Origin of the sequence: Psychrobacter sp. van23A (genome assembly GCF_030845275.1) — a bacterium.
In the GTDB taxonomy this organism is placed as follows: domain Bacteria; phylum Pseudomonadota; class Gammaproteobacteria; order Pseudomonadales; family Moraxellaceae; genus Psychrobacter; species Psychrobacter faecalis.
Genome location: NZ_CP132595.1, coordinates 2780161 through 2793433 on the forward strand (window position 1 = coordinate 2780161; position 13273 = coordinate 2793433).

Below are 13273 nucleotides of genomic sequence, written 5' to 3' on the forward strand. Positions count from 1 at the left end.
TTATCTTTATAATCATCTGACAGCGTGCTATGAGCGCGGCTAAGATGAATGAAGGCAATGAATAGGGTTGAGACAAATCACTAAAAGCAGCAGCAATAAAGCAGACTGCCTTTAGTGGACAACTAAGTTAAACAGCTATTTTGCCTGCGTTGGTTTTAGTTGCTTTGTTTTAACTCAATATTAATACCCAGTGATTTGATTTCTTTGGTCAATACGTTAAACGATTCAGGCATACCTGGATCCATGTATTGTTCACCATCGACGATGTTTTTGTACATACGTGTACGGCCTTCAACGTCATCCGACTTCACCGTTAGCATCTCTTGCAAGGTATAAGTCGCGCCATAGGCTTCTAGGGCCCAAACTTCCATCTCACCGAAGCGCTGACCACCAAACTGGGCTTTACCACCAAGCGGCTGCTGCGTCACAAGCGAGTAAGAACCGGTAGAACGCGCATGCATCTTGTCATCAACCAAGTGGTTAAGTTTGAGCATATACATATAGCCAACGGTTACTTTACGGTCAAACTTCTGACCCGTACGACCATCATACAAGGTCTGCTGACCATCGCGATCCATTCCCGCAAGCTCAAGCAATTCTTTGACTTGATACTCATGAGCACCATCAAATACTGCGGTACCCATTGGTACACCGTCGCGTAAGTTGTCCGCCAGCGCCATGATGTCATCATCACTTAAGCTATCAAGATCAACGCTCTCACCGCCTACTTTGTTATAGATTTTATCTAAGAAATCACGCAAATCTTTAATCGCAGCTTGGGCTTTGAGCATACCGTCAATCTTTTCGCCGAGGCCTTTCGCTGCCATACCCAAATGCGTCTCTAATACCTGACCGATGTTCATACGCGATGGTACACCAAGTGGGTTCAAGACGATGTCAACGGTATTGCCATGTTCGTCATAAGGCATGTCTTCAACCGGCATAATGCGCGATACCACACCCTTGTTACCATGACGACCGGCCATTTTATCACCAGGCTGGATACGGCGTTTAACCGCTAGATATACTTTAACGATTTTTTGTACGCCATGCTGTAAGTCATCACCAGCGGTCAATTTGCGTTTTTTCTCTGCAAATTTCACATCGATGTCTTTTTGCTTATCGACCAAGTAATCAGCGATTTGGGTCAGACGCTCAGAGATTTCTTCTTCAACCGGCTGGATATCAAGCAAGGTTTCAAGGCTCATCTCTTTCATGTCAGCCAATGCCATGACTGTACCGGCTTTTAGACCAGAACCGCCACTGACTTTTTGACCATCAAGCAAGCTTGCGATACGGCCACGAGCCGCTTCTTCAAAGATGCGTAGCTCTTCTTTTAAATCTTTACGGTAGCTATCAAGTTGTGATTTTTCAATCGCTTTAGCACGCGCATCTTTTTCAACGCCGTCACGGGTAAAGACTTGGACGTCAATGACCGTACCTTTGCTTGATGTTGGAACACGCAATGAGGTGTCTTTCACATCAGCGGCTTTTTCACCAAAGATCGCTCTGAGCAGTTTTTCTTCTGGGGTCAGTTGCGTCTCACCTTTTGGCGTGACTTTACCAACTAAGATATCACCAGCGTCAACTTCAGCACCGATATAAACAATACCTGCTTCATCAAGGCTTGATAACGCCGCTTCACCAACGTTTGGAATATCGGCAGTAATCTCTTCGGTACCAAGCTTAGTATCACGCGCTACACAGGTTAATTCTTGAATATGAATGGTGGTGAAACGATCTTCTTTGACCACTTTTTCAGATAACAAAATCGAATCTTCGAAGTTGTAACCATTCCAAGGCATAAAGGCAATACGAATGTTCTGACCTAACGCTAACTCCCCAAGGTCGGTTGACGGACCATCGGCTAAGATATCACCAAAAGCAATTTCATCACCTTGGTTTACAATGATGCGTTGGTTAATACAAGTGTTTTGGTTTGAGCGCGTGTATTTGATCAAGTTATAAATATCAATACCCGCTTCACCGGCGACCATTTCATCTTCATTGACACGCACGACGATACGCGACGCATCAACGTCTTCGATCACACCGCCACGCTTCGCGATCACACAAACACCAGAGTCACGAGCAACGTGACGCTCCATACCGGTACCAACTAATGGCTTATCAGCACGTAACGTAGGAACAGCCTGACGTTGCATGTTCGAGCCCATGAGCGCTCGGTTAGCATCGTCATGCTCTAGGAACGGAATCAAACCGGCGGCAACCGACACCACCTGGCTTGGTGACACATCCATATGCGTCACTTTTTCTGGCGGCATACGTACAAACTCACCATAGCTACGCACACTGACCATTTCATCAGATAGCGCGCCTTCTGCCGTTACTGGCGAATCCGCCTGAGCAATGACCGTACCGACTTCTTCAATCGCTGACAAGTATTCGATTTGATCCGTTACTTTACCGTCAACCACACGGCGATATGGCGTTTCTAAAAAACCAAAGCTGTTGGTTTTAGCAAAAGTCGCTAATGAGTTAATCAAGCCAATGTTTGGACCTTCAGGTGTTTCAATCGGACAGACGCGGCCATAATGGGTATCGTGAACGTCACGTACTTCAAAGCCTGCACGCTCACGGGTCAAACCGCCCGGTCCTAACGCTGATACACGGCGTTTATGCGTCACTTCCGACAATGGATTGTTCTGATCCATAAACTGTGATAACTGGCTTGAACCAAAGAATTCTTTCACTGCTGCCGCTACAGGCTTTGAGTTGATCAAATCTTGTGGTGACAAGTTGTCAGATTCTGCTGATGATAAGCGCTCTTTTACCGCACGCTCAACACGCACTAGGCCGACACGGAATTGGTTTTCAGCCATCTCACCAACCGAACGAATACGGCGGTTACCTAAATGGTCGATATCATCGACTTCGCCGCGACCGTTACGAATTTCAATCAACTCTTTTAGAACGTTAACGATATCATCATTGGTCAAAACACTACGCGCGCGCTGTACATCAGCATCGTCAGTGTCTTCAAACTCTAGACCCAAACGACGGTTAAACTTCATACGTCCGACGTTTGATAGGTCATAACGGTCAGCGTTAAAGAACATGCTTTCAAACAGCTTTTCAGCGGTTTCAACCGTTGGTGGCTCACCGGGGCGCATGACCTTATAAATTTCAATCAAGGCTTCTTCACGGCTTGAGGTGCTATCGGCGCGTAGCGTATCGGCAATATAACTGCCTTGATCGATATCGTTGGTAAATAGAATGCTGAATTCTTTGATAGAATCACTGGCTTCATACGAGCTTAACTTAACCAATAATTCATGATCAATAAGCGTATTGGCACGCGCAATCACTTCATCATTGACAACGATGTCTTCGGCCAAAATGCGTTCGTATAAATACTCATCAGGAATCGCAATTTTGGTCATACCCGCTTCTTCAAGCTGACGGATACGGCGGGCGTTGATACGTTTGCCCTGCTCGACGATCACCTCACCTTCTGGTGATACGATATCAAACTGTGCCATCTCACCACGCAGACGATCCGCAACCAAATCGATCTCAAACTGCTCTTCGCCTTTATATACTTTTACTTTATCAAAGAACAAATCTAAGATTTCAGAGGTAGTTAGGCCTAGAGCGCGTAGGATAATAGACGCAAGCAATTTACGGCGACGGTCAATACGCGCGAAAACCAAATCTTTGGCATCAAATTCAAAGTCTAACCAAGAACCACGGTAAGGAATGATACGGGCGTTGTAAAGCACTTTACCACTTGAATGCGACTTACCTTTATCATGGTCAAAGAACACACCTGGCGAACGATGTAGCTGTGATACGATCACACGCTCAGTACCATTGATAATAAAGGTACCGTTAGCCGTCATCAATGGCATCTCGCCCATATAGACACTTTGCTCACGGATGTCTTTGATCGCCGCTTTGCTGTCTTTGTCTTTGCTGTCTTTATCTTTGATAATCAGACGGATTTTAACGCGCATTGGCGCTGCAAAGGTCGAACCACGTAAGATACACTCACGCTCATCAAACTCAGGCGTACCTAAATAATATTCAACAAATTGTAGCTCTGCGTTACCAGAGTGACTCTCAATTGGAAAAATAGAAGAAAACGCAGCTTGTAAACCAGTATTCTCACGAGCTTTTGGCTTTTTATGCTCTTGCAAAAATTGCTCATAAGAATCTACTTGGATAGACAACAAATAGGGAATGTCCATCACAGTAGGCAATTCAGCAAAACTTTTGCGAATACGCTTTTTTTCAGTATAAGAATATGCCATCGAGAGTCCTTACAGTAAACGTGGAAACAAATTGAAAGCGCGGCCGACTTGCATTAATACTATTTAATATGAATATCATGCAAACCTGGCAACGTAAACGATAATATAAAACGGATATTCATGCTCATTTAATGACTGCTGATTACTTCACGCGTATAGTGCATAATTAATCCAGTTTATTTAAGCGTAAATCGGCATCTAAGCATGCCTATATGAGTGCTAACACTAAAAATTTCAATGCCTTGCACCTTTTAACTTTGTAGTACTTACGAGTAACCACTGCACCGTATCTAAGACCAATGACTGGCATTTAGATACTATTGATTCTCTTTGTAAATTCACTTAAAGTACTATTGCTACTTCTCTTTTAAAAACCTACTCATCATCTGCTATCATAAGTAATATCGTCGCTGATATCTACCGTCTACCAGTGCATATACTGACAGTAAAACCTTACCAGATGATTTAATTAACAGCGTTTAGATTAAAAATCTGAGATAACTATAAATTTTGAAACAGTGACTTATTATAAAGCAGTGACTTTTAGAATCAGTATAAATTATAGTGTTAATGAAAAGCATGCAGACACAAAAAAATGCCAAACATCGATCGACGTTTAGCTCGTTAACTGATTTCAATAACTACTAAGTGTGCTTGCATGTATATCGTCTGTCCTTTTGATGGGTATCCACCGTGATGTTGCATACGTATGTTGGCAGACACAAAAGGTCAAGCTACGGATTATAATAAAAAAAAGCTGATAATGCAAGGCATTACCAGCTTTTTTTTTACAGCAGTTGAACTTATTTTAGTTCAATAGTTGCACCAGCTTCTTCAAGTTTCTTTTTCAACTCTTCAGCTTCAGCTTTGTTTACGCCTTCTTTGATTGGAGCTGGAGCGCTTTCAACCAAATCTTTCGCTTCTTTCAAGCCAAGGCCAGTAGCTTCACGTACTGCTTTAATGACGCCAACTTTCTTCTCGCCAAAGCTGGCAAGAACAACGTCAAACTCGTCTTTTTCTTCAGCAGCGGCAGCAGCAGGACCAGCAGCAGCAGGTGCAGCAGCGGCAACAGCAGCAGTTACGCCGAATTTTTCTTCCATGTCGCTGATTAACTCAACGATATCCATTACTGACATTTCAGCGATTGCGTTTAACACATCATCTTTAGATAGTGCCATGAGAACTCTCCGTTATCTGATAAAATTTAGTTGGTTTTAATATCGCTTGGATTGCTTGCCAAATGTTTGAATAGGGTTGGCAATAAAGTGCAATCGGCGATGTCAAAGTTACGTTAAAACAAGCAATTAAGCAGCTTCTTTTGCGTCTTTGATTGCCGCTACCGTGCGAACGAACTTGCCAGGAACTGCGTTCATAGTCTGGACAAGCTTGGTCACTGGTGCGTTCATAGTAGCCATTAGGATAGAGATTGCTTCGTCGCGAGTTGGTAGCTTCGATACGCGCTCTAGCTCTTCTGGACCATAAACTTCACCACCGACTGATACCAATTTGGTCTCTAAAGCTTTGTTATCTTTGCTGAAGTCGAAAACGACTCGAGCGGCAGATCCCAAATCTTCCATAGAGAAAGCCAAAAGTAGTGGACCAGTCATACGGTCTGACATGCTCTCAAACTTAGTGCCTTCAAAAGCGCGTTTTGCTAGGGTATTTTTTACCACTTTCAAAACGACACCTTTATCACGAGCTTGTTCGCGCAGCTGAGTAAGCTTTGCAACACCAATACCGTGATATTCGGCAGCTACTGCTGAGTAAGCATTAGCAGCAACTTCAGACACTTCAGCCACAACTTGTTGTTTTTGCTCTAGCGTTAATGCCATAAGTTGACTCCTTTAATCTTATCAATCCGCTCATTATTTAATATTCTAAAACCGAAGTTTTGGACAATGTAAACAACTTACTACGACTGACTTGATACGACACGTTATGTATAAACTCCATAAAGAGTTCATTCATAACGACTGATTACGGCACCGTTATCAGACTGACATCGAGTAATAATTTGGTATAAATACCAATCTATTGGCTCTTATCAACAACTGGGTGGGTCACCGTCTGCGTAGGACAACTAAGATTTTCACCTGTCGTCGATTAACAAAAGCAGCTTACCATCACAAGTAATAATAAACCGCTTTCTACCTACGGTCTTAGACAGCGAAGCGTTTGCTACGCTGACCTAATTCTTTAAAACAATATGGGCGCTTTATTCAAAATCGTTGAATAAAGAGCAGTTTTTATACAATAAAATTATTTGGCAACGCGATATGGAACAGGATCAATTGAGATACCTGGGCCCATGGTGCTAGACAAGGTAATTTTCTTAATGAAAGTACCTTTAGACGTCGCAGGTTTAGCGCGTTTAAGATCAGATAGCAATGCTTGAGCGTTTTGCATAACTTGCTCAGCAGTAAAGCCAACTTGACCGATCGTGGTATGGATAATACCCGCTTTATCAACACGGTACTGTGCTTGACCCGCTTTCGCATTAGTCACAGCTTCAGCAACGTTAGGCGTTACCGTACCAACTTTTGGGTTAGGCATTAGGCCACGTGGACCTAGGATAGTACCTAATTGACCAACCACACGCATCGCGTCAGGCGCAGCAATAACGATATCAAAGTCCATATTACCGGCTTTGATTTGCTCAGCTAGGTCTTCAAAACCAACGATGTCAGCACCGGCTTCTTTAGCGGCTTCAGCAGCAGCGCCTTGAGCAAAGACAGCAACGCGTTTGGTTTTACCAGTACCCGCAGGTAGGTTGGTAGCACCACGAACGACTTGATCAGATTTACGTGGGTCAACGCCCAAGTTTACTGCGATGTCGATAGACTCTTTGAATTTAAGAGCTGGCAAATCGTTTAGGATTTGAACGGCTTCTTCAAGAGTGTATAATTTTTCGTTTTCAACGCGCTCAGCGATTAGCTTTTGACGCTTAGTAAGTTTACTCATTTACACACCCTCCACGGTAATACCCATTGAACGTGCAGTACCAGCGATGGTACGGACAGCAGCATCAAGACCAGCAGCGGTTAAGTCTGCATCTTTAGTCTTAACGATTTCTTCTAATTGTGCACGGTCAACTTTACCGACTTTAGCGGTGTTAGGTGTACCAGAACCTTTAGCGATACCAGCAGCCTTACGTAGTAAGTATGCAGCTGGTGGTGACTTCATGATGAAGGTAAAAGATTTATCGCTGTATACGGTGATCTCAGTAGGAATCGGTAGACCCGGCTCTTGGTTTGAGGTCGCAGCGTTAAATTCTTTACAGAACGCCATGATGTTCACGCCTTTTTGACCCAATGCTGGACCAATCGGTGGTGAAGGATTTGCTTTACCTGCAGGCACTTGCAGTTTGATGTAACCATCAATCTTCTTAGCCATGATACTCTCCTAAATGGGTAATAGCGCCAAATCAATGTGGTATGCACCTCATTGACTAACAGCTCCCCGGTTGATGAATGTTTTACCGGTTTAGTCTAGTTTTTCAACTTTACTAAACTCAAGCTCGACCTGGGTCGGGCGATTAAATACGTTTACCGTTAAATGCAGTTTAGACTTCTCATAATCCACTTTTTCCACCAACCCTTTAAAGTCCGTAAATGGACCATCGATAACCAACAACTCTTCGCCTGGCTCAAATAGAGTCTTCGGACGTGGGTCAGCTTCAGTCTGATTTAAACGGTTTAAAATACGGTCGGCTTCTACTTGCGTAATCGGTGCTGGCGTTTCAGGCGTGCCACCGACAAAGCCCATAATACGCGGGCAGTCTTTGACGATATGCCACGTGTTGTCGTTCATTTCCATCTGAATCAATACATAGCCTGGAAAGAACTTACGCTCACTTTTACGCTTTTTGCCGTCTTTCATTTCAACGACTTCTTCGGTAGGTACCAAAACATCGCCGAATGAATCAGCAAATTCACTACGATTGATACGATCAGTTAATGAACGTTGTACTTGCTTTTCATATCCTGAAAACGCTTGGACAATATACCAACGCATATCACGCTCCTGATCAGTAAAGTTAAGTCGTTATAAGTAAATCTGGCTTAATGGACACTAATACGCGTCATTAACCAATAAAAATACCAACGAACCAGTTAAAAAAGTTATCTAACAACCAAACCAAAAAACCCACAATAGCAATCATGACAATCGTTTGCCATGTGTATTGAAAGGTTTCATCTTTGCCAGGCCATGTGACTCGGCGTAGCTCAACGGCAGCATCTTTTAATAATATTTTAAAAGCGCGGCCTTGATGCGTTAACGCTAAGCAGACCAAGGCAATAATAACTAGAGCAACGATGATACCAATACGCATCCAAACATCATTGGCAGGTTGCCAATAGCCTGGTAGGTATTGATTGACTAAGGTTGCCCCTATCAAAATTACTGCGGCAAGTAGCCACAATACCACATCTTTAACTGAACCAGTTTTAGCAACTTCAACAGCGGTTGTTTGATTGTTCGCCGAAACGTGCTTATCTTTGGACAGCATTCCACCAGCCACTGCCTTAGCATCAGATAACTTAGTCTCGAGGTTATCTTGATTATTGCTCATAAAGAACTCACTTCGGAGATGGTGGGGTATGACAAAGATATGATAAGAAGATGGCAGGCGATGTAGGACTCGAACCTACAACCCTCGGTTTTGGAGACCGATGCTCTACCAATTGAGCCAATCGCCTATGGGTGTAAAGGACAGCATTATACAATATTGAGCATAGAATGCAAGCATTTAGGAATAAAATTCTACTGCGACGCTAATATCACTGTTCTTAAGCCTCTCTATGAAAACACTTAATACGAATAAAAACTAAACGTACAAGGTGCTAACGAGGTGCAGCGTTAATATAGCAAGCTCGGTTAAGAATTACAATAGACACCAATCAGATAATAAGCGCTTTTTAAGGTACATGTATAAACCCATATAAGGTGAGATTGGTTTTTGTCTGCCCCACTCTTCTACTATAATGAGTGAAAAGTAATATAGATACATCACACACTGCTGATATCAATTTTTCTTGCTTGCTGTGCCTGTGCAGACAGAGGCTACAAAAAATTGATATCAGCAATATCGTCGCGTTTTTAGGATATGTTTACTATATGTCTTTTTAAATATTTATCCTCATTCATACCCCACAAAAAAAGCCACCCTTAATCAAGGATGGCTTTTTTCTTACTGCTTAACGCTTAGATAATTCTAATAGCGTTAGGGTTTTGATGCTTAGCTAAGGACGTTAGCAACAACACCAGCACCTACGGTACGGCCGCCTTCACGAATTGCGAAGCGTAGACCTTTGTCCATAGCGATTGGATGGATAAGCTCTACGCCCATCTCAACGTTGTCACCAGGCATAACCATTTCGGTACCGTCTTGTAATTGGATTGCGCCAGTTACGTCAGTGGTACGGAAGTAGAACTGTGGACGATAGCCGTTTAGGAATGGTGTGTGACGACCACCCTCTTCTTTTGACAGAACGTATACTTCTGCGTCAAATTTGGTGTGAGGGGTGATTGAACCTGGCTTGGCTAGTACTTGGCCACGTTGTACGTCTTCACGTTTGGTACCACGTAGTAGTACGCCACAGTTTTCGCCTGCACGACCTTCGTCTAGCAGTTTACGGAACATCTCTACACCAGTACAGGTGGTTTTTTGGGTGTCACGGATACCGACGATTTCGATTTCGTCACCAACACGGACGATACCTGATTCAACACGACCGGTTACTACGGTACCACGGCCTGAGATTGAGAATACGTCTTCGATTGGCATTAGGAATGCTTTGTCAACGTCACGCTCTGGCTCTGGGATGTAGGTGTCTAGGATGCCTAGTAGTTCTACAACGGCTGGTTGGCCGTATTGACCTTCGTCGCCTTTAAGGGCTTGGGTAGCTGAACCTTTGACGATTGGGGTGTCGTCACCTGGGAAGTCGTAGTCGTTAAGCAGTTCACGAACTTCCATTTCTACTAGCTCAAGCAATTCTTCGTCGTCAACAAGGTCACATTTGTTCATGAAGACGATGATGTACGGTACGCCAACCTGACGTGATAGCAGGATGTGCTCACGGGTTTGTGGCATTGGGCCGTCAGTTGCTGATACGACTAGGATTGCGCCGTCCATTTGGGCTGCACCGGTGATCATGTTTTTAACATAGTCGGCGTGACCTGGGCAATCAACGTGGGCGTAGTGACGGGTTGGGGTGTCATATTCTACGTGTGAGGTGTTGATGGTGATGCCACGTGCTTTTTCTTCTGGTGCGCTATCAATCGCTGCGTAGTCTTTGGCTTCGCCACCAGAGGTGATTGCGGCTACGGTTGCGATAGCGGCAGTTAATGTTGTTTTACCGTGGTCAACGTGTCCGATGGTACCGACGTTGACGTGTGGCTTGCTGCGTTCAAACTTGGCCTTTGCCATGGGTATTTCCTCTTTATTTGGGGTCAAGTAGTTAACTGCTAAACATGCGCAAGTTAAGGGATACCGACCACATTAAGATAATTGTTAAAAGGTTGCACATACAATGTGCAGATATTATAAGAAAATCGCGACCAATAACAAGTCTTTTAACCAATTATTGGCGCAATCTCTACGGACAATAGAGAAATGAACTCAATATTGTCCTATTAATATGTAATATTTACTCGTCTTCATCTTTAGAGTTGAATTTAGAGATGATAGATTCTGCAACTGATTTTGGAATCTCAGCGTACTTTTGGAATTCCATTGAATAGGTTGCACGGCCTTGCGACATTGAACGCATTTGCGTAGCATAACCAAACATTTCTGCTAATGGTACTTCCGCACGAATCTGCTTAGTGCCACCAGGTAAGTCTTCCATACCTTGAACCATACCACGGCGGCGGTTTAAATCGCCCATGATATCACCCATGTAATCTTCAGGTGTTTCAACTTCTACTTTCATTACTGGCTCAAGTAGGGTTGGGTTTGCTGCCATGAAGCCTTTACGGAATGCAATAGAACCAGCCATTTTAAATGATAACTCATCCGAGTCAACATCATGGTAAGAACCATCATACAAGGTCGCTTTAACGCCAACAACTGGGTAACCTGCAAGTACGCCGTTTTTCATGCGCTCTTGGATACCTTTGTCGACTGCACCGTGGAATTCTTTTGGCACTGTACCACCAACAACTTCTTCAGCGAATTCATATAGAACATCGCCCGCTGGATCCATAGGCTCAAGACGTAACCAAACGTGACCGAATTTACCGCGACCACCAGTCTGACGTACGAATTTACCTTCTTGCTCAACCACGTTACGGATGGTTTCACGATAAGCAACCTGCGGCGCACCGATGTTTGCTTCAACGTTAAACTCACGCTTCATACGGTCAACAAGAATCTCTAGATGCAGCTCACCCATACCACTGATGATGGTCTGACCAGACTCTTCGTCAGTATGGACGCGGAATGATGGATCTTCTTTTGCTAAACGACCCAAAGCGATAGACATTTTTTCTTGGTCAGCTTTGGTCTTAGGTTCAACAGCTAGAGAAATAACTGGATCTGGGAATTCCATACGCTCTAGCGTGATGACGTTGTTTTCGTCACATAGCGTATCACCAGTAGTGACGTCTTTCATACCAACTAAGGCTGCAATATCACCCGTGCTGATTTCTTGTAGCTCTACCTGAGCATCTGCCATCATCTGAACGATACGGCCAACACGCTCGCGCTTCATTTTAACAGGGTTATAAACGCTACTACCTTGTTTCAGAACACCTGAATACACACGAACGAAGGTTAAGTTACCAACGAACTTATCGTTCATGATTTTGAACGCTAGTGCTGCGAACGGCGCGTCATCAGAGGCTTCACGCGTACCTTCAGTTTCGTCTTTGTCGTCAAGGATACCGCGGATAGCAGGTACGTCCATTGGCGCAGGTAGATACTGAATAACGGCGTCCAACATCTTTTGTACACCTTTGTTTTTAAAGGCAGTACCACAAAGAAGTGGAATGATTTCGTTGTTGATGGTCAATTGACGAATAGCGTCGTTGATCTGCTCTACCGTCAATTCGCCATTTTCAAGATACTCATTCATGAGTTCTTCTGAGGCTTCAGCAGCGTTTTCTACTAGATACTCACGGTACTCTTCCGCTTTTTCTTGTAGTTCAGTTGGGATTTCACGCTCTTCGTACTTCATTCCTTGAGACGCTTCGTCCCAATAGATAGCTTTCATGGTCACAAGATCCACAACGCCTTCAAAGTCGTCTTCTTTACCAATTGGAATAACTAACGGTACTGGCTTGCCGCCTAGACGAGTTTTGATTTGTTCTACCACACGGTAGAAATCAGCACCAACACGGTCCATTTTGTTAATGAACGCTAAGCGTGGTACTTTATATTTGTTTGCTTGACGCCATACGGTTTCAGACTGTGGCTGAACCCCGCCTACCGCGCAATAAACCATACAAGCGCCATCAAGAACACGCATAGAACGCTCAACTTCAATCGTGAAGTCAACGTGGCCTGGGGTGTCAATGATGTTGATACGGTGTTCAGGGAACTGCTTTGCCATACCTGACCAAAAACAAGTCGTCGCCGCAGAAGCAATGGTAATACCGCGCTCTTGTTCTTGCTCCATAAAGTCCATGGTAGCTGCACCATCATGGGTTTCGCCAAGCTTGTGGCTAACACCGGTATAGAACAAAACACGCTCAGTAGTGGTCGTCTTACCAGCATCAATGTGCGCTGAGATACCAATATTGCGATAGCGCTTTAGGGGAGTTTTACGAGCCATAGTGTTTTCCTAGGGAAATTCGTGTATATATTAATGTGTTGTGTCTCTACCTCATACTCTATGACAAAGCCATGAGACCATGAACTTTGTTATATTACTTACTGTTTATTGGGCCAAATACGGACAAAAAAAGAGCAAATATTAAGAATAGTGCGGCATCAAATTTAGGAGACTTTTTTTTAAGCGGTGCATATTTTTTGCAGGCTTTATAGAAAAGCATCC

Annotated in this window: 9 protein-coding genes and 1 tRNA gene; all 10 read right to left on the minus strand. The window is 43.8% G+C overall.

Going from position 1 to position 13273, the window contains the following annotated elements; genetic code table 11:
* Positions 1-155: 155 nt before the first annotated feature.
* Positions 156-4274: a DNA-directed RNA polymerase subunit beta gene (rpoB, locus tag RAH45_RS11810; protein WP_068405086.1), complete on the minus strand. Its 4119-nt coding sequence runs from the start codon at positions 4272-4274 to the stop codon at positions 156-158.
* Positions 4275-5077: 803 nt separating this feature from the next.
* Positions 5078-5452, minus strand: coding sequence for a 50S ribosomal protein L7/L12 (gene rplL, locus RAH45_RS11815; RefSeq protein ID WP_068405083.1), 375 nt, complete (start codon positions 5450-5452; stop codon positions 5078-5080).
* A 126-nt stretch (positions 5453-5578) separates the two neighbouring features.
* Entirely contained in the window at positions 5579-6106 is a 528-nt protein-coding gene (gene rplJ / locus RAH45_RS11820; RefSeq protein WP_025652244.1) for a 50S ribosomal protein L10, read from the minus strand.
* A gap of 427 nt (positions 6107-6533) precedes the next feature.
* Positions 6534-7235: a 50S ribosomal protein L1 gene (gene rplA / locus RAH45_RS11825; RefSeq protein WP_068405082.1), complete on the minus strand. Its 702-nt coding sequence runs from the start codon at positions 7233-7235 to the stop codon at positions 6534-6536.
* Positions 7236-7667, minus strand: coding sequence for a 50S ribosomal protein L11 (gene rplK, locus RAH45_RS11830; RefSeq protein WP_068405081.1), 432 nt, complete (start codon positions 7665-7667; stop codon positions 7236-7238).
* 90 nt (positions 7668-7757) lie between these two features.
* Positions 7758-8288: a transcription termination/antitermination protein NusG gene (gene nusG / locus RAH45_RS11835; protein ID WP_068405079.1), complete on the minus strand. Its 531-nt coding sequence runs from the start codon at positions 8286-8288 to the stop codon at positions 7758-7760.
* Positions 8289-8358: 70 nt separating this feature from the next.
* On the minus strand, positions 8359-8847 hold the full coding sequence (gene secE / locus RAH45_RS11840; protein WP_068405077.1) for a preprotein translocase subunit SecE: 489 nt from the start codon (positions 8845-8847) through the stop codon (positions 8359-8361).
* A gap of 51 nt (positions 8848-8898) precedes the next feature.
* A tRNA-Trp gene (locus RAH45_RS11845) sits at positions 8899-8974 on the minus strand.
* Positions 8975-9513: 539 nt separating this feature from the next.
* Positions 9514-10704 (minus strand): elongation factor Tu, encoded by a 1191-nt coding sequence (gene tuf / locus RAH45_RS11850; protein WP_068404023.1) that lies wholly within the window; start codon positions 10702-10704, stop codon positions 9514-9516.
* A gap of 220 nt (positions 10705-10924) precedes the next feature.
* On the minus strand, positions 10925-13051 hold the full coding sequence (fusA, locus tag RAH45_RS11855) for an elongation factor G (RefSeq protein WP_193030563.1): 2127 nt from the start codon (positions 13049-13051) through the stop codon (positions 10925-10927).
* Positions 13052-13273: the final 222 nt, after the last annotated feature.